Source organism: Paractinoplanes rishiriensis (assembly GCF_016862375.1).
In the GTDB taxonomy this organism is placed as follows: Bacteria; Actinomycetota; Actinomycetes; order Mycobacteriales; family Micromonosporaceae; genus Actinoplanes; species Actinoplanes rishiriensis.
On sequence record NZ_BOMV01000001.1, the window covers coordinates 1 to 21,924 of the forward strand.

A 21,924-nucleotide genomic window follows, 5' to 3' on the forward strand; every position below is an offset into this window, starting at 1 on the left:
ACTCGCTGAACTTTACCTCCGCTTTACCGCCTCGTCAAATCCCGGAAACTTCCCGAAATTGCACCAACAGAAAAGCCAAAGCACCGCGAAACCGTACACGACTGATCGCCGTGACAATTCCTCGGGTTTCCGTCAGGACGGCCGCCGCGCAACCCGAAGGCCCCGCTCGCTCGCCCGTCTCCCTGGCGGCTCGTGAACAGTACAGTCCACGCCTCCCCACCGCCAAATCGCCCCGCTGCGACCCGGGTCACAGTCCCGAGCGGCCATCGCCGAAACGCCCCGGCGGAAAGATCCGCCGGGGCGTTGGAGAAAGGGGGTCAGGGCTGGCGTTCGACGCCGGCGAAGGTTCGTTTGCCTCGGCGCAGGACCAGGAAGCTGTTGTGCAGCAAGGTGGTGGGCGGGGGGACGGCGTCGCCGTCGGTTATGCGTTCGTTGTTGGCGTAGGCGCCGCCCTCGGCGATGGTGCGCCTTGCCTCGTTGGCGCTTGCCACCAAGCCCGTGTCCTTGAGCAGTGTGGTGTAGGTGGGCAGTTCGCCGGTCACCGTGTGCAGGCCGGCCTCGGACAGTGCGGCGCGCAGCGTGTCGGGTGACAGGTCGTCCAGGGAACCGCGGCCGAACAGTGCCTGGCTTGCGGCTATCGCCTGCTGGGTTTCGTGGGAGCCGTGTACCAGCGTGGTGATCTCCTCGGCCAGGGCTCGCTGGGCCAGGCGGGCCTGCGGGCGTTCGGCCGTGGCCTTTTCGAGTTCTTCCAGTTCCTCGCGGGACTTGAAGCTGAAGAAGCGCAGGTAGTTCGACACATCGCGGTCGTCGGCGTTGATCCAGAACTGGTAGAAGGCGTACGGCGAAGTCATGGTTTTGTCGAGCCAGACCGCGCCGCCCTCGCTCTTGCCGAACTTGGTGCCGTCGGCCTTGAGGACCAGCGGGGTGGTGAAGGCGTGCACCGGGCCCGCGCCGCGGCGGCGGACGAAATCGACGCCGGCGGTGATGTTGCCCCACTGGTCGGAGCCGCCGAACTGGAGCGCGCAGTTGTGGCGTACGTGTAATTGGTGGAAGTCGTTGGCCTGGAGGAGCTGGTAGCTGAACTCGGTGAAGCTGATGCCGGTCTCGAGGCGGTTGCGCACGACGTCTCGGGCCAGCATCTTGTTGACCGGGAAGTGCTTGCCCACGTCGCGCAGGAACTCGATCACCGAGGTCGGGCCGGTCCAGTCCAGGTTGTTGACCAGGACCGCGCCGTTGCCGCCGTCGTACGTGACGAAGGGCCGCAGCTGGTCGCGGATGCGGTCGACCCAGCCCTGCACCACCTCGGGCGGGTTGAGCGTGCGCTCGCTGGACTCGCGCGGGTCACCGATCTGGCCGGTCGCCCCGCCGACCAGCAGGAGCGGACGGTGCCCGGCCTGCTGGAGCCGGCGCGCGGTCATCACCTGCATCAGGTGGCCGACGTGCAGCGACGCCGCCGTCGGGTCGAAACCCACGTAGAACGTGATCGACCCGCCGTTGAGCGCCTCGGTCAGCGCGGGCAGGTCGGTCGAGTCCTGGATCAGTCCACGCCACGTCAGGTCGTCTACGAGAGTCACATCCGGATTCTCCCGCACCGTTCCTCGCGGATCACACCGGGTTTCGCCATGCTGTACGGATGAGCCGCCTCGGTAGCGCCGCACCGCCGGTCGAGATCGCCAAGAAGAAGGCCGTCGCCCGCCTGGAGGAGGCGCAGCAGCGACTGCTCCGGCTGCGCCTGGTGCTCGGTGGGCAGATCGGCGAGAAGCAGATCGGCCCGCCGCTGACCTGCGTTTTCGAGGGCTGGGACGCGTCCGGCAAGGGTGGCGCGATCAAGCGGCTGGTGGCGCCGATCGACCCGCGGCACGCGCGGGTGTCGCAGTTCGCGGCCCCCACCTACGACGAGAAGCGCCATCACTTCCTGTGGCGGTTCTGGCCGAAGCTGCCCGGTTGGGGCGGCATGTCGGTGTTCGACCGGTCCTGGTACGGGCGCGTGCTGGTCGAGCGGGTCGAGGGGTTCGCCACCAGGGAGCAGTGGCAGCGCGCGTACAACGAAATCGTGGAGTTTGAACGGACGCTGGTCGCCGAGGGGATGATCATCGTCAAGTTCTGGATGCACGTCTCCCCCGAGGAGCAGTTGCGCCGCTTCGAGGACCGGGCCCACGATCCGCTGCGCACCTGGAAGCTGACCGACGAGGACTGGCGCAACCGGGACAAGCGATCCGACTACGAGGCCGCGGTGGTCGAGATGCTGGAGCGCTGCGACCACACCTGGGCGCCGTGGCGGGTAATCCCGGGCGACGACAAGCACTACGCCCGGTTCGCCGTGGTGGAGGCGGTCTGCGACGCGATCGAGGCCGAGCTGACCCGCCGCGGCCGGCAGTTCTAACCGCTCCGCAACCCGGCGATACCGGCGGCGACAACGGGCGGACCACAGTCTCGTAGCGTGCCCGCCCACTTCCACCGCGACCCGATTCGCGCGCTCCGCCTGCTGTTCCTGGCGTTCCTGGTGATGGCCGGGGTGCTGGGGCAGATCCAGGCGCACGCGGCCGGTGCCTCCGGCGCGGCCCAGGCGATCACCGCCGTGCTGGTGGGCTGCATCCTGGTGCTGCGGGTGCTCGAGTTCCGCACCGGCCGGCTGGTGCCGTTCCTGGTGGATCCGATCGAGCTGGCCGCCGTCGGCGCGGTGCTGCTCACGCTGGGCCAGGTGCAACCGGTCTTCGGCCTGATCTTCACGCTGCTGCTGTTCCGGGCGGCGACCGGTCGCCTGCGCCGGGTGCTCACCACGATGGCCGGGTACGTCGCACTGACCGTAACCGCCTCGGTGGTGCTCGGCATCGACGTCACGATCGACATGTACCAGGGCATGGTGACCGTCACCGTGCTCGTCTACGGCATGCGCCACCTTCTGCTCCGGCTGCGCGACGAGCAGCAGCGGCAGGACCGGATGTTCGCCGAGGTGCTCGGCCGGTTGCCCTTCCCGGTGCTGGTGACCGGCGACCAGGGCGACGTGCTGCTGGCCAACGCGGCCGCCACCGCGCTGACCGGACCCCTCGACGAGGTGCAGGCCCGGACCACCGACGGCACCCCGGTCGACCTGCGCCGGCTCACTCCGGGTGAGCACAGTCTCGAGTTGCAGCTGAACGACGAGACGCAGGTCGTCGTGGAGACGGTGCCGACCGAGCACGGCACCATCGTGGCGCTGCTCGACGTCACCGCCCAGCGCGGCTACGAGGAGCGTCTCGAGCACGCCGCCTATCACGACCCGCTGACCGGGCTGCCGAACCGGGCCCTGCTGTGGGAGCGGTTCGCCGCGGTCGCCGACGGCCCGTACGCGGTGCTGCTGGTCGACCTGGACGGCTTCAAGACGATCAACGACACGTACGGGCACCAGGCCGGCGACGAACTGCTCTGCCAGGTGGCCGCCCGGCTGCGGCACGCCTGTGGCACGGAGGCCACGGTGGCCCGGCTCGGCGGCGACGAGTTCGCGGTGCTGCTGCCCGGCGCCCGGGCCGAGCTGGCCACCGCGACGGCCATGGCGATCCGCGGCGTGTTCGACTGGCCGGCCCCGCTGTCCACCGGGCCGGTGCCGGTCGGCGGCAGCATCGGCTACGCCCTGGGCGGGCCGGGCCGGTCGCTGGACGAGGTGTTCGCCGGCGCCGACGCCGCCATGTACGCCGACAAGCACGGCCGGCGGACCGCCTCGGTCAGACTGTAGGGCGGGCCTGGTAGGCCGGGAGGTTGAGGGCCGCGCGGATCTTGGCCTGGACCTCGTCGGCCGGCGGCCGGGCGTCGATGTCGTGCACGAACTCCTTGCGCCGGAACAGTTCGAGCACCGGGCGGGTCTTCTCGTTGTAGTCGCGCAGCCGGGCGTCCAGCGCCTCGGGGGTGTCGTCGGCCCGGGTGATCAGCCCGTGGCCGCAGATGTCGCAGCGGCCCTCCTGCTCGGGCCGGTCGGCGATCAGGTTGTAGTCCATGCCGCAGTTCGGGCACAGGCGACGGCTGAGGACGCGGCGGCGGACCTCATCCTCGGGCAGTTCGAGATGGATGACGCCGTCGATGTCGTAGCTCTCCATGAAGAACTCGGCCTGCCGGCCGTTGCGCGGGAAGCCGTCGATGACGAACCCGTAGTTCCAGTCGTGGTCGTCGAGCCGGTTGCGGACCACCGACTCGACCATGTCGTCGCCGACCAGTTCGCCGGCGTTCATGATCCGGCGGACCTGGGCGCCCAGCTTGGTGTGGTTGCGCACGTGCCAGCGGAAGATGTCGCCGACCGCGATGTGCACCAGACCGAGGTCTTCGCAGATCAGCTGGCTCTGGGTGCCCTTGCCGCTGCCCTGCACGCCCATGATCACGTACTTACGCACGGGGTTCGCCTCCTCCGTTGCCGGCTGCGCCGATCCGCAGCGGTGCGGTGGCGGGCCGGCCGGTCAGCGCCGTCGGGTCGACGCTCCAGGCATCGGCCACCTTGAGGACATCATTTTCGCCCACCAGCACCGTGGTGTGCTCGTCCAGGGTGGCGGGCAGGCCCGCGTCGCGCTCGGCCGGGTCGGGGTCGCCGTGCCAGCTGGTCACCTCGCCGGTCTGTCCCACGTAGCCGAACGCCCGGATCAGCTCGCCGCCGGCGGCCCGCTGCCAGCGGTGCAGCTCGGTGACCCGGTGAGTGGCGAAGAACTGCACCTCGGTCCGCAGCTCGACGGACAGCGCCACCACGTCGACCGGCGTGCCGGGACGCAACAGCCAGCGACCGGTGGCGAGCACCCAGGAGGTGTCGCGGGCGCCGGTCAGCGGCGGGGTGACGGCAACCCGGTCGTCGGTCAGGTGGGCCAGGTCGATGCCGTCGCGCCAGGGCACCTCGCCGAGGTCACGCAGGCCGAGCGCGGACAGCACGGCCTCGGCGGGGCCGGTCCGGCCCGCGTCGACGCGGACGGCCAGCCACGCCTGTTTTCCACCGAAACCGACCATGACGTCCTCGCCCATGCCCCAACGCTATCCGGCCCACCCGGGCCGGACGCGGCGGAGGCGGAGGCTGAGGCCGAGGTAGAGGCGGGGTCACTCGTCCGGGGAGTGGTCAACGCCACCCGTAGTCGGCGCGCAGCTTGGCGGCCACGCGGTCGAAGAGAAGCTGGTCCAGGATCGCGCCCTCGCGGCGGATGCCCCGCTCGTCCACCTGGAGCACCCGGTCGAGCCGGATCCAGCTGGGGCGCGCCTCGCGGTCCCAGCCGCCCGGGCCGAGCGCGATCCAGTTGCGCTGGCCGTCCCGGTCGGCCTGGCTGGACAGCATCAGGCCGAGCAGCCGGTACCCGTTGCGGCCCACCACCAGCACCGGGCGGTCCTTGCCCTGCGCCGGGTCGTCCTCGTACGGCACCCAGGTCCAGACGATCTCGCCGGGGTCGGCGTCACCGTCCAGGTTCGGCGAGTATTCGAGGTGCCGGGTGCGGCGCGGCACCGGTATCTGCCGCGGCGGGCGGGGTTTCGCCGGGCGGGTCACCTTGCTCAGGAGGGTACGAAGAGTGTTGGCCACCGCAGCACAATAGGCTTCATCCGGGACGCCCGATATCGACGCCTGGGACCTGTCCTAGTTCACGAAGTCCTGGGTCATCCAGGTGCGGCCGTTGCCGTCCCGCACGACGCTCAGGCCGATCCGCTTGAAGGTGGTGCTCAGCAGGTTCTTGCGGTGGCCGTCGTTGGGCGGCACCTCGGCCAGCATGCTGTCGGTGAGGCCGTTGGCGGCGCGGATGATCTGAGCGTCGCTGGCGCCGCTCGATCCGAAGCCGATGTTCTCGCCGGCCGCCCGCCAGGTCACGCCGGCGGCGGTGAAGCGGGCGCCTAGGCCGCTCTCGCCGGGGCACTGGTGCTCCAGGCCGCAGCCGTCGATCATCAGCTGGGTGTGCAGCGCGGCCGCCTTGGAGAGGTTGGCGTCCAGGGTGAGGATGCCGAGGCCCTCCTCGACCCGGGCCTCGTTGATGCGCGCCAGCACCGCGTCCAGGATGGCGTCGCCGGTCCGGGGCGCGGTCGGCGCCGCGGTCGGGGTCCGGCTGGCGCGGGCCGAGCGGCTCGTCCTGCTGGGCGACGGCTTGGCGGAGGCCGTCTTGGACACGGACGGGGACGGGGACGGCGTGACCGAGACCGAGGGGGAAGGGCTGCCCAGGTCGACGAGGGGCTCGTCGGTGACCTCCGGCAGGGATGAGCCGGGCAGCGGCTGGTCGGCGGCGCTGGGGACGGTGGAGCCGGCGTCGGCCTGCTTGGAGATGCCGACCGCCGCGAAGCCGGCGCCGATCACCACCGCGGTGACCCCGGCCACCAGCGTGTAACGGAGACGGGCGGCAGCGGACATCGACACGGGAGCGGCACCTCGGGGACGGCAGGCAGGGGGACGACGCCACCCGGGAGGCGGCGCCCACCCACTATGGATGCGGCCGTCGCGGGCCGCCCGCCCGCTAATGACTCCTTAAGAGTCGGCTCACCGAGATCTAAAGGTCGAACTCCCCGTCCCGGACCCCGGCCAGGAATGCCCGCCACTCGGTGTGAGTGAAGACCAGGGCCGCCCCCGCACGGTCCTTGGTGTCGCGGACAGCCACCACACCAGGCAGGTTGACCGCTACTTCTACGCAGTCACCGCCGTTGCCCCCACTTCGTGTGCTTTTGTGCCAGACGGCACCCGTCAGGTCAACCATCGCTCTCCTTGAGGATCGCGCCGATGAATTCGTCCGACTCGTCCGGGGTCAGCGCAGTCGCCTCGAGTTCGAGCCAGATCGATTCGTACGCTTCCACCTCGGTGAGCTTATCCAGGTAAAGCGCCCCAGTGAGATTCTCGCAATAGATGGTCGTCGGCTCGGGTGACGCCGTACCAACAGCGGGGAACTCCAAAATGGTGAACTGGCCGGAGCTGGCCGCCTTGTGCGGGCCGGCCGCGAACGGGATCACCCGGACGCTGACGTTCGGCCGGGACGTCGCGTTGAGCAGGCTGGCCAGCTGTTTCTGCATGCCGTCCCGGTGCGGGATGGACCGGCGCAGCACCCCCTCGTCGATGATCACGTCGAGCCGGGGGGCTTCTGGTCGGTTACGCGACAGAAGCGACTGACGTTCCAGCCGTACGGCGACCGCGTTGTCGACGGCGATCTCGTCCTCGCCGATCCACTTGCGGAAGACACACTCCGCGTACTCCCTGGTCTGCAGCAGGCCGGGGATCACGCTGGGCGCGAACGAGCGCAGCCGGCCGGCGGCCTGCTCCATCCCCACGTAGAGCTCGAACCAGGCGGGCACGACGTCGCCGTACGCGTGCCACCAGCCCTTCGCCTTGGACTCCTGTGCCAGGCCGATGAGCACCTCGGTCATCCGCTCGGACGCCTGGTAGATGGTGCACATCGCGATCACGTCGTGCTTACGGACGGGCACCTCGCCGTTTTCGATCCGATACATCCGGGCACGGGAGAACTCCAGCTCCTCGGCGGCCGCCATCAGCGATATGCCGGCCTGCTCGCGCAGCTGACGCATGAGCCGGCCGACCTGGCGGCGGGGAACGGTGGAACCGGTGTCGGACATGTGGTGGTGACTCCTCTGCCTGGGTTCATCGGTCCGCCGGGCGCGCCCGAGTGTCTCGAACGAGACGATCTGACCGTCTCAAGCGAGACAGCGAGAATCCTCCTGTGAGATTCTCGCGGAGAACCGTTGAGGAAACAGCGTATGCCAAACGCACCCCTTCGGTTAAGGCTCTTATTGCCGTTCGCGAATGCCAAAATCGGGCGGTCCCGTCCCGAACTGATCAGGGGATGCATCGTGTGATTGGGTGGCCCGGTGGATTTCCCCTGGTTGAAGCTGCCCGCGGCGGCCGTGGACGAGGCGGCACGGCAACTCCTCGGCTGGCGGCTCACCGCGAACGGCGTGACCGTCCGGCTCACCGAGGTGGAGGCGTACAGCGGGCTCGGCGAGGACCCGGCCAGCCACGCCCACCGCGGGCGCACCAACCGCAACGAGGTCATGTTCGGCCCGGCCGGCCGGCTGTACGTGTACCAGATCTACGGCATGCACTTCTGCGCGAACGTGGTGTGCGGCGAGACCGGCCGGGCGGCCGCCGTGCTGTTGCGGGCCGGCGCCGTCGTCGGCGGACTGGAACTGGCCCGGCAGCGGCGCCCGGCGACCCGCGCGGACCACGGGCTCGCAGCCGGACCGGCCAAGCTGATGCAGGTGCTGTCCCTCGACCGGAGCGCCAACGACACCTCGGTGGTGGACGGCGGCGGGCCCGCCACGCTGAGCCCGCCCGAGGGCCGGTCGGAGGTCCAGCCGGACGCGGTCAGCACCGGGCCCCGGGTGGGCGTGACCTCGGCACACGACGTGCCCTGGCGGTTTTGGATCACCGGCGACCCGAGCGTGAGCGCATACCGCCGGCATGCGCCCCGGAGATGACCGTCAGTCGTCCTCGCTCGGCCAGATCGCCACGGCGATCAGGACAGCCGCCCAGATGCCCAGCGGCACGGCGGGCCAGTAGTCCGCGAGGGCGCCGTCCCGGATCGACTGCACCGCCCAGATCCCGGTCATGATGACCGCGCCGCCCAGCCAGTGCCGCCACTCGGCCAGCCACTCCTTCAGCTCGCGCCGGCGCCGCTCGGCCACCGCCGCCTCGGCCGGGACCGGCAGGTCGGCGGTCAGCAAGGCCAGGTCGCCGACCGTGCCGGCGGCAGCGACGGCACCGGACCGGCGGTCGAACTCGGCAAAATCGATGCGGCCCTCGCCGAGCGCCGCGGCGAGACGCACGACCGCCGCCTCCCGGTCCCGATCCGCGGCACGCATGTTCTGCTGATCCATAGCGATCCCTCCCCCTTTAAGATACGACTGTATCCTCAAGGAGCAAGATGCCCAAGGTCGTGGACCGGGACCAGGAACGCCGAGCCATCGGCGCCGCTCTGCTGGCGCTGGCGGCCGAGCGCGGACTGGACGCGGTCAGCGTCCGGACCGTCGCGGCGCGCGCCGGCCGGTCGGCGGGTGCCGTGCAGAAGTACTTCCGGACCAAGAACGAGATGCTGGGCCTGGCGCTCGAGCTGGTCGCCGAGCGGACGGAGCAGCGGCTCGACGAGGTCGACCGGTCCGGCACCCCGGTGCAGGTGCTGCGCCGGCTCGTGCTGGCCACCCTGCCGCTGGACCCGGAGCGGCGGGCCGAGGCGCTGGTGTGGGCGGCGTTCGCGGTCGCGGCCGTGCATCACCCGGAGTTCGCCGACGTGCTCCGGCAGGTCGACGACGCGGTCAGCGCCGACCTGGCGCGGTGGCTGGCGGGCAGAACCGACGATCCGCAGCGGGCAGCCGACGCCGTGCTGGCCATCTCGGACGGGTTGACGCTGCGGCTGCTCTACGCACCGGAGACCGCCGCCGACCTGCTGCCGGCCCTGGATGTGACGCTCGCCGCGCTGCTGAACGCCGAAACCACCCCGCCCGCACCCGGCGGCGGCTAGGTTCCGACTGATGATGCCGCAACGGTTGGTGGTCGTGTGCAGCGCGCTCTGCTCGACCGGCATGCTCTGGTCCGCCGCGCTGATCGCCGGGTTGTTCGCCGGGTTCCGCCTGCTGCCCAGCCCGGTCGCGGTCGGGGTGGCCGCCGCGCTCACCGTGCCCGGGGTGATCGCCGGGGTGCTCGGCAACCGGTGGTACTACCGGACCACCCGGCCGCGGACCCCGTGGAGCCTGACCTCCTGGGTGCCGCCGCACGTGCCGCACTGGGCGTCGATGCTGGCCGGGGTCATGTTCTTCGCGTTCTGGCTGGCCGTGGTGGTGGCCTTCGCGGGGCTGGACGGCAGCGCCGAGGTGCGTGACGGCCAGTACGTGATCACCGACAACGGCCGGGTCACCGTGGTGAACCAGGCCGACTACGAGCGGCAGGTCGCCCACGAGCAGCAGATCTCGCTCGGCATCCTGGGCGCGCTCGCGGTCGGCGGCACGTTCATGACCGCCGCGGTGGCCACCCACCACAACGCGCCGGAGCCGACCCACACCCAGTCGGCCGGATCGCTGGCCTGACCTTACGTGCGGCTGGCACCAGCCGCAGGTCCGGCGAGCCGCTGGGCCAGCCACACCGGCAGCACGGACAGCACGATCAACAACGCCGCCACCACGTTGACCACCGGCGCCTGGTTGGGCCGGAACAGGTTGTTGAAGATCCAGATCGGCAAGGTGGTGATCCCCGGGCCGGCCGTGAACGTGGTCACGATGATCTCGTCGAACGACAGCGCGAACGCGAGCAGCCCGCCGGCCAGCAGTGCCGACCGGATCAGCGGGAAGGTCACGTACCGGAATGTCTGCCCGGGCGAGGCACCCAGGTCGGCCGACGCCTCCTCGAGCGAGGTGCCGGTCCGGCGCAGCCGGGCCAGCACGTTGTTGTAGACCACCACGACGCAGAACGTGGCGTGCCCGACCACCACCGAGAACAGGCCCTTGCCGAGGCCCAGCGGGGCGATCACCGAGCGCCAGGCGCTGTCCAGCGCGATGCCGGTGACGATGCCGGGCAGCGCGATCGGCAGCACGATCAGCAGCGACACCGTGTCCCGGCCGAAGAACCGGAAGCGCTGCACCGCGAACGCCACCATGGTGCCCAGCACCAGCGCGATCGCGGTGGCGCCGAGCCCGGCCTTGACCGAGGTGAGCAGCGCCTCCCGGGCGCCGGCGTTGTCCCAGGCCGCCGACCACCAGCGCAGCGTGGGGTCGCGCGGCGGCCAGGCGAACGTGCGGTCGCCGTTGACCGAGTTGACCAGCACCAGGGTCAGCGGCAGATAGATGAACAGCAGCCCGAACGCCATGAACGCGCGCAACGCCCAGCGGGCCCAACCGGACAGCGTCACAGCTCCTCCAAGGCACCCGACCGGCGGACCGCGACCAGGTAGATCACCATGACCAGGACCGGGATGGTGGCGATCGCGGCGGCGAACGGCAGGTTGCCGGCGGCGCCGATGTTCGCGTACACCAGGTTGCCGATCAGCTGGGTCTTGCCGCCGACGATCTGCACGGTGATGTAGTCGCCCAGCGACAGCGAAAACGTGAAGATCGAGCCGGCGAACACCGACGGCACCAGGATCGGCAGCACCACGGCCCGGAAGGTGCGCCCGGGCCGCGCGCCCAGGTCGCCCGAGGCCTCCAGCATCGAGTCCGGCAGCCGTTCCAGACCCGCGTAGACCGGCAGGATCATGTACGGGAGCCAGAGGTACGACAGCACCACAATGGTGGCGAAGAGCCCATACCCGGGACCGCCGAACAGTGAGTCCAGCGGGCCGCCGTTGGCCAGCAACACCCGCCAGGCGTACGCCTTGACCAGATAGCTGGCCCACAGCGGGGTGAGGATCGCGATCACCAGCCAGTGCCGGTGGCGCGGTGCCGCCACCTTGGCCATGTAGAACGCCATCGGCACGGCCAGCACCGCGCAGATCACCGTGACCGCGACCGCCACGCCGAGGCTGCGCAGCGTGACGTTGCGGTAGACCTCCTCGGCGAGCAGCGTGCGGAAGTTGCGCAGGGTGAACTCCTGCACCAGGTCGCCGGTGAACGTGTTGACCGACCAGAACGCCGAGACCAGCAGGACGGCTAGCGCGCCCAGGTACGCCACCCCCAGCCACAGCAGCGGGGCCGAGAGCAGCCCCGCCAGCCGCAGCCCGGGATGGCGGTGGAGAAAGGACACCTCAGCCCTTGATGGTGGTCCAGGCCTGGGTCCAGGCCGCGTAGTCCTTGCAGGTGACGTCGGTGCGGCCGTCCAGGCACTGTGGCACCGGCGTGGTCCAGTACCAGACGTTCGCGAAGTAGGCCTCGTCCTCGGCGTGGAACGTGGCGCAGTGGTTCTTGTCGACGGTCTCGGCGCAGGACAGCTTGTTGGCCGGCGCCTCACCGAACCACTCGGCCACCCCGGCGTTGGCCTTCGGCGAGATGATGTGGTTCATCCAGAGGTAGCCGCAGTTCGGGTGCTTGGCCTTCGACGAGATCATCCAGGTGTCCGACCAGCCGGTCGCGCCCTCGGTCGGCAGCACCGCCTCGACCGGCGCCTTGTCGGCCTTGGACAGGTTCACGATGATCTGCCAGGTGGTGCCGAGCACCGAGTTGCCGGACTTGAACGCCTGGACCTCCTTGGTGTAGTCGGACCAGTACTCGCCGATCAGCTTGTTCTGCTGGGTGAGCAGGTCGGTGGCCGCCTTGAACTGGGTGTCGTCCAGCGCGTACGGGCTCTTGATGCCGAGTTCGGGCTTGGTCTTCATCAGGTAGAGCGCCGCGTCGGCGATGTAGATCGGCGAGTCGTACGCGGTGATCTTGCCCTGGTAGGGCGAATTCGGGTCGAACACCGTGCCCCACGAGGTCGGCGCCGGCTTGACCACGTCGGTGCGGTACATCAGCAGGTTGGCGCCGCGGCCGTGCGGGACGCCGTAGGACTGGCCGTCGACCGAGTTCCACTGCTTGTTCTTGAGGCCCTCGAAGACCTCCTGGTAGTTGGAGATCAGATCGGTGTTGACCGGTGCCACATCGCCGCCGTAGATCAGCCGCAGCGAGGCGTCCCCGGACGCGGAGACCACGTCGTACTCGCCGGTCTTCATGAGCGTGACCATCTCGTCGGAGGTGGCCGCCACCTTGGTGTTGACCTGACAGCCGGTCTCCTTCTCGAAACCGGTCACCCAGTCCACCTTGGGGTCGGTCGAGCCGTCCTCGACGTAGCCGGCCCAGGCGATGACGTTGACCGCGCCCTCGCCGGCACCGAGCGACCCCAACTTGTCGATCTTGGGCACGCTCATCCCGCCCGGTCCGGACCCGCTGCCGCCGTCCTCGCCGCCGTCGCTGCAGCCGGCGAGCGTGAGCACGCCCGCCGCCAGCACCGCAATGATCGCCCTACCGGTGTGCCGCATCCGAGTCCTCCCTTGATGGAATCTCGATGACGTGCTCGTCGTGCCAGCTGAGGTGGACCGGCTTGCCGCGCAGCTCGGCCAGCGCCGCGGTCCCGGTGCGCTGGTTCTGTTCGACCACCACCATCCGGGCGCCCGCGTCCAGGTCGACCACGTAGCGGGTGACCGGACCGGCGTAGATGACCTCGGCGATCCGGCCGGGCACGCCGTCGCCGGTGAGCGCGATCTTTTCGGGGCGCACCGAGAACGTGCCAGCCCGGCCCACCAGCTCCTCGGCCACCGCGCCGGTGAGCAGGTTGGACGTGCCCACGAAGCCGGCCACGAACGGGGTGGCCGGCCGCTCGTACACCTCCTCGGGCGTGCCCACCTGGCAGATCACGCCGCGGTCGAAGACCGCCACCCGGTCGCTCATGGTCAGCGCCTCGCCCTGGTCGTGGGTGACGAAGACGAACGTGATGCCGACGTCGCGCTGGATCTGCTTGAGCTCCACCTGCATCTGCTCGCGCAGCTTGAGGTCAAGGGCGCCGAGCGGCTCGTCGAGCAGCAGCACCCGGGGGCGGTTGACCAGCGCCCGGGCCAGCGCGACGCGTTGCCGCTGGCCGCCGGACATGGCGCCGGGCCGGCGGTCGCCGAAGCCGTCCAGCCGCACCGAGCCGAGCGCGGCGAGCGCCCGCTCCCGGCGTTCGCGGCGGGCGACCTTGCGCACCTTGAGGCCATACTCGACGTTCTCCAGCACGGACATGTGCGGGAACAGCGCGTAGTCCTGGAAGACCGTGTTGACGTCCCGCTCGAACGGGGCCAGCCGGGTCACGTCCCGGCCGCTGAGTTCGACGGTGCCGGCGGTCGGCAGTTCGAAGCCGGCGATCATCCGGAGCACCGTGGTCTTACCGGAGCCCGAGGGTCCGAGCAGCGAGAAGAACTCGCCGTCGGCGATCGCCAGATCGATTCCGGCCACGGCCTCGACCGCGCCGAACGCTTTGCGCAGCCCGGTCAGCTTGATCGCCGGCGTACCCATGGGCTCAGCCTCACGAATCGCGGCTCCGTTGTAAATGGACAGTCTCAGCGAGCTACTTCGGTAGCCGCACCGTGACCTTCGTGCCGGTGGACTCGTGCGAGGACATCGTGATGGTGCCGTGGTGCCGCTCCACCACCACCCGGCACAGCGCCAGGCCGAGGCCGGCGCCCGGGATGCCGGTGTGCCGCACGTTGCCGCCGCGGTAGAGCCGGCGGAACAGCCGGGCCTGCTCCTCGGCCGGGATGCCGACGCCGCGGTCGGCGATGGTCAGCGCCACCACCTCGCCCTCGTCGACCAGGTTCACGGTCACCGTGGACTCCGGCGGGCTGAACTTCACCGCGTTGCTGAGCAGGCCGTCCAGCACCTGGCGCAGGCGCCGCTCGTCGCCCGGCACGGTGACCTTGTCGACCCGGTCCGCCTCCACCGCGATCCACCGCTCCCCGGTGGCGCCGGCGATCGCCTCGGTGACCAGCGCGGCCAGATCCACCGGGCCGGTCACCAGGTCGACGTGCCCGGATTCCAGGGTGGCCAGGTCCAGCAGCCGCTCGACCAGGTCGCGCAGCCGGGTGTTGTTGCGCTGCACCACCTCGACCAGGTCGCGCAGTTCGCCGAACGGGGTGTCGTCGGACGACTCGGCGATCAGGTCGATGTACGAGCCGATCGAGGTGAGCGGGGTGCGCAGCTCGTGCCCGACCAGCGCGATGTACTCGTCGGTGGCGGCCGCCAGGTGCAGCGACAGCACCTCGGCCCGGCGGTGCTCGAGGAACGCGCCGATCGAGCCCGCCACCCCGGTCAGCAGCATGCCGAGCGCCGGGTCGGGCTCCTGCCGGGTGGCCGAGAAGAACGCGATCACGCCGATCACCCGGTCGCCGCTGCGCACCGGCACCGCGCCGGCCGACGGCCAGTCCACCTCGGCGACCACCTGCGGCAGGATCGGCGCGCCGGGCGCCCGGACGTCCGGCACCCAGAGCAGCTCGCCGCTGTCCCAGCACTGCCCCACCAGGGCCTGCCCGCGCCCGATGCTGGCCGGCAGGGACAGGTCCCAGCCACCCGGGCCGATCCAGGTGGCGGTCGGGCGCAGCCGGTCGGTCACCTCGTCGACCAGCCAGAGGCGCACGTACGGCCAGCGCATGGTGGTGCCGATCGCGGCCAGGATGCGGTTGCCCGCGTCCGGCGCCGCCGGGTCGGTGGCCAGCACCTTCAGCACCTCGTTCTTGCAGGCCTGGTACTGCCGCGCCCGGTGCTGAGCGGTGTAGTCGTGCATCGCGGCGACGGCGGAGACCACCGCGCCGGTCGCGCCCCGGACCGGCCGGGCGTTCACCCGGTACCAGCGGTCACGGCCCTCGCCGTCGGACATCAGCAGCTCGACGTGATCCACCCGCTCGCCCTGCAGGGCCCGGAACATCGGCAGCTCGGACTCCGGCATGACGCTGCCGTCCGGGCGGCGGACGGCGTACCGCTCGCTCAGCTCACCGACCGGGGCGGTCCGGTCGACCTCGCCGAACACCTCACGCAGCGCCCGGTTGATCATGAGGTGCCGGCCGGACGGGTCGCAGGCGCTGACCCCGGTGTCCAGGCAGTCCAGCAGCACGTCGAGCATGGCCGCCTCGGACTGCACGGAGGCGCGGTCGAGGTAGCCGCGCAGCGCCTCGGTCAGCTCGGGCACCCCGAACGGCTTGCCGATCACGCCTGCCGCGCCGACGTCGGCGAGCCGCGGGTCACCCGGCAGCAGGTAGGCGGTGACCAGCACCACCGGGATGCCGGCCAGCTCGGGGTCGGCCTTGATCGCCCGGCACAGCGCGAGGCCGTCCCGGTGCGGCATGTCCACGTCGGCGACCAGCAGGGCCGGCCGGTGCTCGCGGACCGCGGCCAGGCCGGCCTCGCCGTCGTCGGCGACCACCACTTCGTGCCCGAGCCGGCGGATCACCCGAGCGATGACCCGCTGGTGATCGATGTTGTCCTCGGCCACCACCACGAGTGCCATAATCGCAGGTTAAACCAGACAAACCGCGCCACGCCGGGCATTCCAGGAGCTGATGTAGCTTGGCCAAGTGTCGGACAACTCCATCGGGCTGAGGTCCGAACGCGGCCAGGTTCTCGCCGCCGTCATGCTCTGCACGGCACTGGTCGCCATCGAGGCCACCATCCTCGCCACGGCGGTGCCGTCCATCGTCCGGGACATCGGCGGTTTCACCGAGTTCCCCTGGCTCTTCTCGACATATCTGCTGGCGCAGGCCGTCTCGGTGCCGATCTACGGCAAGCTCATGGACCTGTTCGGCCGCAAGCCGGTGATCCTCTGGGGCGTCGGGCTGTTCCTGCTCGGCTCGATCCTGTGCGGGGTGGCCTGGAGCATCTGGCCGCTGATCGCGTTCCGGGTGCTGCAGGGCCTGGGCGCCGGCGCGATCATGCCGACCACCATCACGATCGTCGGCGACCTCTACTCGGTGCGCGAGCGGGCCAAGGTGCAGGGGTACGTGGCGAGCGTCTGGGGCATCGCCTCGGTGGTCGGGCCCACGCTGGGCGGGGTGTTCAGCGAGTACGTCTCGTGGCGGTGGATCTTCTTTGTCAACATCCCCCTCTGCCTGCTGGCCGCCGCGATGATCGTGCGCCGGTTCCACGAGCGGGTCGAACGCGGCCACCCGGTGATCGACTACCGCGGTGCCGCGCTGCTCTCGGCGGGCCTCGCGCTGGTCGTGCTCGGCGCGCTGGAGGGCGGCCAGAGCTGGGCCTGGGACTCGCCGGTGAGCATCGCCATCCTGGCCGGCGGGGTGACCGCGCTGACCGTGTTCGTGCTGGTGGAACGCAAGGCGCCGGAACCCGTACTGCCGCTGTGGATCTTCCAGCGCCGGCTGCTGGTCACGTCCGGCCTGATCTCGGTGGGCGTCGGCGGGATCCTGTACGGGCTCACGTCGTACGTGCCCACCTATGCCCAGGAGGTGCTCGGCGCGGGCCCGCTGGTCGCCGGGTTCACGCTGGCCACGCTGACCCTGGGCTGGCCGATCGCGGCGAGCCAGTCCGGGAAGGTCTACATCAGGCTGGGGTTCCGTGGCTGCGCCCTGGTCGGCACGGCCCTGATTCTGGCCGGCTGCGCGCTGCTGCTCCGGCTCGGCCAGGACTCGACGGTGTGGGAGGTCGGCGCGTACGGCCTGGTGATCGGCCTGGGCATGGGCCTGACCGCGTCGCCGACGCTGATCGCCGCCCAGTCCAGCGTCGGCTGGGCCGAGCGCGGCGTGGTGACCGCCAACAACATCTTCCTGCGCTCGCTGGGCAGCGCGGTCGGCGTGGCGGTCTTCGGCGCGATCGCGAACGCCGCGATCGGCGGCGGACCGGTCGACCCGGCCCGGCTCACCGTGGCGGTGCAGCGCATCTTCGTCGGCCTCGCGCTCGTGGCCGTGGTGCTGGTGGTTCTGGCGTCGCTGATGCCGAAGTCCGCCGATCGGGCACTACTATCGTAGTGTGGGGGTCGTGCCGGGACGACGGGAAGAACTGCTGGACGCCGCAATCGAGGTGCTCGGCGAGTCCGGCATGCACGGGCTCACCCACCGCCGGGTGGACAGCGCGGCCGGCCTGCCCGCCGGCTCCACGTCCAACCATTTCCGCACCCGGGACGCGCTGCTCGACGCGGTGGTCGAGCGGTTCTCCGCCCGCGAGCGGCAGATCTGGGAGGACATCGCGGCCCGGCTGCACCCGCGCACCCCGGTCGAGTTGGCCCTGGCCATGGCCGAACTGGCCCGCGGTCTCACCGGCCCGCACCGCCGGGTGAGCCTGGCCCGCTACGCGATCCTCGTCGAGGCCGGCATCCAGCCGTCGCTGCGGGCCCGGCTGCTGGCCACCGGCGCCGAGGTAAACACCTGGTTCCTGACCTGGCTGCGGCTGGCCGGCTCCACCGACCCCGTACGCGACGCGCCGCTGCTGATGAACCACTGGTCCGGCCTGGTCCTGCACGAACTGGCCGTACCCGACCCGGCATTCGACCCGTCGGTGCAGCTCACCGCCCTGGTAACCCGCGTCATCCGCCCGGAGGTGCCCGCATGACCGAGATCTGGACCCTGATCGAAAGCCGGCGGCTGAGCGTGGCCGGCCTGCTCGACGACCTGTCCCCCGCCGAATGGGAGAAACCGTCGCTGTGCCCCGGCTGGACGGTGCGCGACGTCGCCGCCCACCTGACGCTCCAGCAGATGGGCCTGCGCGACGCCCTCCCGGTGCTGACCCACTGGAAGGGCAGCATGCACCGCACCATTGCCGACGCGGCCCGCCGCCGCTCCGCCGAACTGACCACCGCCCAGATCGCCGCCGACATCCGGGACACGGCCGCCCGGCGCCGCCGCAACCTCGGCGTCACCCCGCTGGAGACCCTCACCGACCTGCTGGTACACGAACAGGACATGGCTATCCCGCTGGGCCGCGAGGTGCCGATGCCGCCGGAGGCCGCGGCGCTGTCCTGCAAGCGGGTCCTGACCATGCGGATGCCACCACCGCAGCCGTCGATGCGCAGGACGGCCGGCCTGCGCCTGGTGGCAACCGACATCGACTGGTCGCACGGCACCGGACCGGAGGTGGCCGGGCCGATGGCCGCGCTGCTGCTGATCACCACGGGCCGCACGGTGGCGCTCCCCCGCCTGAGCGGCCCGGGCATGGCTGCACTTACCGCACGATTCGAAGCCGCCGGCGGCTGAGCGGTTACCGCGGGAACAGCGTCCGGACGAAGGCGGCCAATCCGACCAGCAGCGCGGCCGCGGCCGTGGCGGCGGCCACCGCGGACCAGTCCGGGTCGCCCTGCCAGTCCCACGAGATCGGCGGCGGCGGGTCGGCGGCGGCCGCGGGCGGCCACACCGCCACGGCTACGGCCGAGGCGGCGCGTTCGCTGTTGTCGTAGTAGGCGGGACCGGCTCGTTCGCAGGTTGCGGTCGGCTGGACGCCGATCGGCGCCACATACGTGAGACGGGTGCACGCCCGCAGTTCGTGGAGTTCGGCGTGCACCTGGACACCGCCGGTGACCGGCTCGGCGGTGCCGAACGCGCCCAGCGCCCCCAGGGCCAGCACCAGCACCGGCAGCAGGCCCCAGCCGGCCGGGCGCCAGCGGCGGCCGCCGGCCAGGGCCGCGTTCACCGCGAACAGCACCAGGATCACCGCCACCGCCGGCACCAGTAGCCACCGGATCGCGGCGGGGTCCGGCCCGGCCTGTTCGGCGATCAGGAGGACGACCCCGGCCGCCAGCAGCCCGGCCGGGATCAGCAGCACCTTGCGCACCGCACCGACCCGGCTGAGCAGGGCGACCGCCAGCAGGAGCACCCCGGCGACGACCAGGATCGGGGGCAGCGGGCTGCCGTGGCCGCCGAACTCCAGGGGCCAGCCGTAGCCGTCGTTCTCGTGGTCGACCGCCAGGGCCGCCAGGGTCAGCAGCGCCAGGCCGGCCAGCGCGCGGCGGCCGGGACCGCGGCGGCCGTCGTGCCGGCTGGCGGCCAGGGCGAGCAGGGCCGCGGTGGCCAGCGTGCCGGTGTACGGGACGATCTCGCGGTGCAGCAGCGTCTGGGCCGCCTGCACCGCGGCCAGCGTCACGAACAGCAAGATCCATCGATGGGTGGGCACCGGGGCATGGTGCCAGAAATGGGCTCCGGTCGATGTCCCATCCGCCGATTGGGCTAACCTCTTCGGCCAGTCGACCATGGCACCCGAACGGCACCCCCGCTATACCTCAGACCATCCCGGCCGCCTCCGATGGAAGAGCCATGTCAGAAGTACGTCCCGAGCGTCGGATCAGCGGCGTGGTCGCCCTCGCGTTCGCGCTGTTCGCCTTCGGTTCCGGGTGGTTCCTCATCGGCCTGGTGCACGTGTGGTCGCACCCGATCGTCGGGTGGTTCTCGCCGCTCGCCATGTCGGTCCTGGTGACCTACGCGTACGTGCGGGTCAGCCGCAGCCCGCACCTGCCCGCCGCCACCCGGCGGTTCTGGCAGCACCTCACCATGTCCGGCTTCGCGCTGATCGCCACCGTCGTCAGCGCCATGGACGACATGCTTCTGTCCGGTCCGGTGCCGACGCAGCAGTTCAGTACGCGCACCCTGGTACTGCTCACGGTGATCCTGGCGTTCGTGCTCTGGGCCCTGCTCCGGTTGCCGGCCTGGCAGCGCACCCCGGGCGACTGGGCCCGCTTCGCGATCGACACCGGCGTCCTGGTGATCACCTGCGGCGGCCTGCTCTGGCAGTTCTCGCTCCGGCACGCCGAGGTGTGGCAGGGCCAGGGCGCGGCGATGCTCGGTATCTGCGTGCTCGCCCTGACCGGCATGATCGCCATCGCGAAGGTGGCCTTCGCCGGCACCGGGCAGCTGGACCGGCGCGCGCTTCAGCTGCTCTCCGGCGGCGTGGCCGGCTCGTCGGCGACCGGTGCCCTGGCACCGTTCCTGGTCGACCGCCCCTACCTGAGCACCGCGATCCTGTCGGTGCCGATCGCCACCCTGTTCACCGCGCTGGCCGCCGAACGGCAGCGCCGCGCGAAGCCCGAGGAGCCGGCCGAGGAGCAGCCGCTGGGCCGCCGGTTCAGCGTGCTGCCGTACCTGGCGGTCGCCGCGATGACCGGGACGCTGCTGGTCGGCGAGGCCGGCCGGGGCGGCGACCAGCTCTTCATCGCGGTCTGCGTGGCGGCGCTGACCGCGCTGGTCGTGATCCGGCAGATCACCGCGCTGCGCGACAACCGCCGGCTGCTCGACACGGTCGACGCCAACCTGCAGCAGCTCAACGCGTACCAGCGGAAGCTGGCCCACGAGGTGACCCACGACGCGCTCACCGGGATCGCGAACCGGCCGGCGTTCACCGAGCAGGCCACCGCCCGGCTGGCCGCCGGCGACGGATGCCACGTGGCGCTGCTCGACCTCGACGACTTCAAGGTGGTCAACGACCGGCTCGGGCACAGCATGGGCGACGCCCTGCTGCGCGCCGTGAGCGGGCGGCTGCTCGAGCGGCTGCGTCCCGCGGACCTGGTGGCCCGGCTCGGCGGCGACGAGTTCGTGCTGCTGCTGCCCGGCCTGGACGACGAGCGCGTGGCCGCGCTGCTGGCCGAGGTGGCCGACGCGGTGCAGCAGCCGCTGTCGCTGCACGGCCACGACCTGGCGCCCCGGCTGAGCATCGGCGTCACCGCCGCGCAGGAGGGCGACACCCCGGAGGAGATGATCCGCCGGGCCGATGTGGCGATGTACGCGGCCAAGAACATGGGCGGCGCCCGCTGCACCTGGTTCGACCCGATCATGGACCAGCTCGCCGACGCGGACGCCCGGCTGGCCGCCGACCTGCGCCAGGCCATCGCCCGCGACGAGCTGTTCCTGCTCTACCAGCCGATCGTCGAGCTGCCGCACGGCCGGCTCGCCGGTGTCGAGGCGCTGCTCCGCTGGCGGCACCCCGAGCACGGCCTGGTCTCGCCCGGCGTGTTCATCCCGCTGGCCGAGCGCAACGGCTACATCGTCGAGCTGGGCCGGTGGGTGCTGGAGCAGGTGGTCCGTCAGGCCGCCGAGTGGGAGCGGACGTACGGGCCGAACGCACCCGAGAAGGTCAGCGTCAACATCTCGGCCCGGCAGCTGCGCGAGCCCGGCTTCCCGGCCCAGGTGGCCGAGCTGCTCCGGGAGTCCGGCCTGGACCCGTACCGCCTGGTCGCCGAGGTCACCGAGACCGCGGTGCTGGGCACCGGCGAGGCTCTGGATGCCGTACGCGAGCTGCACGCGCTCGGCATGCGGGTGGCGCTGGACGACTTCGGCACCGGCCAGTCCTCGCTGAGCCTGCTGGTCGACTGCCCGGTCAAGGTGCTCAAGGTGGACAAGTCGTTCGTCGACGGGGTCACCGGCACCAGCGCGCAGGCGGTCATCGTGGACGGCCTGATCGGCATCACCGAGGGCCTGCGGATCGAGGCGGTGGCCGAGGGTGTGGAGACCGAGGACCAGGCATTCCGGCTGCACAAAATGGGGTACCGGTTCGCCCAGGGCTTCCATTTCGCCCGTCCGATGGCCGGCGACGACATCGCCCTGCTGCTGGGCGTCTCAGTGACCGGGAAAGTTGACAATTTCCACTGAC

The 21,924-nt window shown here is 71.1% G+C and carries 23 protein-coding genes; 9 read left to right on the top strand and 14 right to left on the bottom strand.

All coding sequences use genetic code 11. The annotated features are described in order from the left end of the window. Positions 1–317: 317 nt before the first annotated feature. On the bottom strand, positions 318–1,574 hold the full coding sequence (gene tyrS / locus Ari01nite_RS00005; protein ID WP_203778312.1) for a tyrosine--tRNA ligase: 1,257 nt from the start codon (positions 1,572–1,574) through the stop codon (positions 318–320). Positions 1,575–1,633: 59 nt separating this feature from the next. On the opposite strand from tyrS, the gene Ari01nite_RS00010 reads away from it, so the two are divergent. Beyond that, a complete protein-coding gene (locus tag Ari01nite_RS00010) occupies positions 1,634–2,383 on the top strand; it encodes a polyphosphate kinase 2 family protein (protein ID WP_203778313.1) in 750 nt (249 codons plus the stop codon). A gap of 57 nt (positions 2,384–2,440) precedes the next feature. Further along, the gene (locus tag Ari01nite_RS50785) at positions 2,441–3,712 is read left to right on the top strand and encodes a GGDEF domain-containing protein (RefSeq protein ID WP_275410812.1); all 1,272 of its coding nucleotides are present in this window, start codon (positions 2,441–2,443) and stop codon (positions 3,710–3,712) included. On the opposite strand, the gene Ari01nite_RS00020 is transcribed toward Ari01nite_RS50785, so the two are convergent. The 6 genes from Ari01nite_RS00020 to Ari01nite_RS00045 all read right to left on the bottom strand — a co-directional run bounded on the left by Ari01nite_RS00020 (position 3,702) and on the right by Ari01nite_RS00045 (position 7,539). Next, the gene (locus Ari01nite_RS00020; RefSeq protein ID WP_203778314.1) at positions 3,702–4,361 is read right to left on the bottom strand and encodes an adenylate kinase family protein; all 660 of its coding nucleotides are present in this window, start codon (positions 4,359–4,361) and stop codon (positions 3,702–3,704) included. The two genes, Ari01nite_RS50785 and Ari01nite_RS00020, sit on opposite strands and share 11 nt — an antisense overlap. After that, complete coding sequence (locus Ari01nite_RS00025) at positions 4,354–4,974, bottom strand: hypothetical protein (RefSeq protein WP_203778315.1); 621 nt, start codon at positions 4,972–4,974, stop codon at positions 4,354–4,356. Before Ari01nite_RS00025 ends, Ari01nite_RS00020 begins: the two co-directional genes overlap by 8 nt. A gap of 91 nt (positions 4,975–5,065) precedes the next feature. Next, complete coding sequence (locus Ari01nite_RS00030) at positions 5,066–5,518, bottom strand: type II toxin-antitoxin system PemK/MazF family toxin (protein WP_203778316.1); 453 nt, start codon at positions 5,516–5,518, stop codon at positions 5,066–5,068. Between the two features lie 54 nt (positions 5,519–5,572). Beyond that, complete coding sequence (locus Ari01nite_RS00035) at positions 5,573–6,331, bottom strand: CAP domain-containing protein (protein WP_239162395.1); 759 nt, start codon at positions 6,329–6,331, stop codon at positions 5,573–5,575. Positions 6,332–6,467: 136 nt separating this feature from the next. Beyond that, positions 6,468–6,671, bottom strand: a complete 204-nt coding sequence (locus Ari01nite_RS00040; RefSeq protein ID WP_203778318.1) for a DUF397 domain-containing protein — start codon at positions 6,669–6,671, stop codon at positions 6,468–6,470. Then, positions 6,664–7,539: a helix-turn-helix domain-containing protein gene (locus tag Ari01nite_RS00045; protein ID WP_203778319.1), complete on the bottom strand. Its 876-nt coding sequence runs from the start codon at positions 7,537–7,539 to the stop codon at positions 6,664–6,666. The genes Ari01nite_RS00040 and Ari01nite_RS00045 overlap by 8 nt, the downstream gene beginning before the upstream one ends. 252 nt (positions 7,540–7,791) lie before the next feature. Here Ari01nite_RS00045 and Ari01nite_RS00050 point away from each other — a divergent pair, with 252 nt between their 5' ends. After that, on the top strand, positions 7,792–8,400 hold the full coding sequence (locus Ari01nite_RS00050) for a DNA-3-methyladenine glycosylase (protein ID WP_203778320.1): 609 nt from the start codon (positions 7,792–7,794) through the stop codon (positions 8,398–8,400). 3 nt (positions 8,401–8,403) lie between these two features. On the opposite strand, the gene Ari01nite_RS00055 is transcribed toward Ari01nite_RS00050, so the two are convergent. Next, positions 8,404–8,799, bottom strand: coding sequence for a DUF1707 SHOCT-like domain-containing protein (locus Ari01nite_RS00055; protein ID WP_203778321.1), 396 nt, complete (start codon positions 8,797–8,799; stop codon positions 8,404–8,406). Between the two features lie 47 nt (positions 8,800–8,846). On the opposite strand from Ari01nite_RS00055, the gene Ari01nite_RS00060 reads away from it, so the two are divergent. Both Ari01nite_RS00060 and Ari01nite_RS00065 read left to right on the top strand, forming a co-directional pair. Then, positions 8,847–9,440 (top strand): TetR family transcriptional regulator C-terminal domain-containing protein, encoded by a 594-nt coding sequence (locus tag Ari01nite_RS00060; protein WP_203778322.1) that lies wholly within the window; start codon positions 8,847–8,849, stop codon positions 9,438–9,440. Positions 9,441–9,450: 10 nt separating this feature from the next. Beyond that, positions 9,451–10,002 carry a hypothetical protein gene (locus Ari01nite_RS00065; protein WP_239162363.1) on the top strand — a complete coding sequence of 184 codons (552 nt, stop codon included), beginning with the start codon at positions 9,451–9,453 and terminating at the stop codon, positions 10,000–10,002. A 2-nt stretch (positions 10,003–10,004) separates the two neighbouring features. Here the strand turns inward: Ari01nite_RS00065 and Ari01nite_RS00070 are convergent, their stop codons facing one another. From Ari01nite_RS00070 to Ari01nite_RS00090, 5 genes are read right to left on the bottom strand one after another with little or no spacing between them, the layout of a single operon-like run. Continuing rightward, positions 10,005–10,820: an ABC transporter permease gene (locus Ari01nite_RS00070; RefSeq protein ID WP_239162364.1), complete on the bottom strand. Its 816-nt coding sequence runs from the start codon at positions 10,818–10,820 to the stop codon at positions 10,005–10,007. Beyond that, on the bottom strand, positions 10,817–11,650 hold the full coding sequence (locus Ari01nite_RS00075) for an ABC transporter permease (protein WP_203778323.1): 834 nt from the start codon (positions 11,648–11,650) through the stop codon (positions 10,817–10,819). The genes Ari01nite_RS00070 and Ari01nite_RS00075 overlap by 4 nt, the downstream gene beginning before the upstream one ends. 1 nt (position 11,651) lies before the next feature. Beyond that, positions 11,652–12,857, bottom strand: coding sequence for an ABC transporter substrate-binding protein (locus Ari01nite_RS00080; RefSeq protein WP_203778324.1), 1,206 nt, complete (start codon positions 12,855–12,857; stop codon positions 11,652–11,654). Further along, a complete protein-coding gene (locus Ari01nite_RS00085; RefSeq protein WP_203778325.1) occupies positions 12,841–13,869 on the bottom strand; it encodes an ABC transporter ATP-binding protein in 1,029 nt (342 codons plus the stop codon). Before Ari01nite_RS00085 ends, Ari01nite_RS00080 begins: the two co-directional genes overlap by 17 nt. A 52-nt stretch (positions 13,870–13,921) precedes the next feature. After that, on the bottom strand, positions 13,922–15,853 hold the full coding sequence (locus Ari01nite_RS00090; protein ID WP_203778326.1) for a hybrid sensor histidine kinase/response regulator: 1,932 nt from the start codon (positions 15,851–15,853) through the stop codon (positions 13,922–13,924). Between the two features lie 67 nt (positions 15,854–15,920). Between Ari01nite_RS00090 and Ari01nite_RS00095 the strand changes: the two genes are divergently transcribed. The 3 genes from Ari01nite_RS00095 to Ari01nite_RS00105 are packed head-to-tail and all read left to right on the top strand — an operon-like array spanning position 15,921 to position 18,545. After that, a complete protein-coding gene (locus Ari01nite_RS00095; protein WP_239162365.1) occupies positions 15,921–17,324 on the top strand; it encodes an MDR family MFS transporter in 1,404 nt (467 codons plus the stop codon). A gap of 10 nt (positions 17,325–17,334) precedes the next feature. Further along, complete coding sequence (locus Ari01nite_RS00100) at positions 17,335–17,904, top strand: TetR/AcrR family transcriptional regulator (protein WP_203778327.1); 570 nt, start codon at positions 17,335–17,337, stop codon at positions 17,902–17,904. Further along, complete coding sequence (locus Ari01nite_RS00105; RefSeq protein ID WP_203778328.1) at positions 17,901–18,545, top strand: maleylpyruvate isomerase family mycothiol-dependent enzyme; 645 nt, start codon at positions 17,901–17,903, stop codon at positions 18,543–18,545. The genes Ari01nite_RS00100 and Ari01nite_RS00105 overlap by 4 nt, the downstream gene beginning before the upstream one ends. A 4-nt stretch (positions 18,546–18,549) precedes the next feature. On the opposite strand, the gene Ari01nite_RS00110 is transcribed toward Ari01nite_RS00105, so the two are convergent. Next, the gene (locus tag Ari01nite_RS00110; protein WP_203778329.1) at positions 18,550–19,458 is read right to left on the bottom strand and encodes a hypothetical protein; all 909 of its coding nucleotides are present in this window, start codon (positions 19,456–19,458) and stop codon (positions 18,550–18,552) included. A gap of 140 nt (positions 19,459–19,598) precedes the next feature. Here Ari01nite_RS00110 and Ari01nite_RS00115 point away from each other — a divergent pair, with 140 nt between their 5' ends. After that, positions 19,599–21,923, top strand: a complete 2,325-nt coding sequence (locus tag Ari01nite_RS00115) for a putative bifunctional diguanylate cyclase/phosphodiesterase (protein ID WP_203778330.1) — start codon at positions 19,599–19,601, stop codon at positions 21,921–21,923. Position 21,924: the final 1 nt, after the last annotated feature.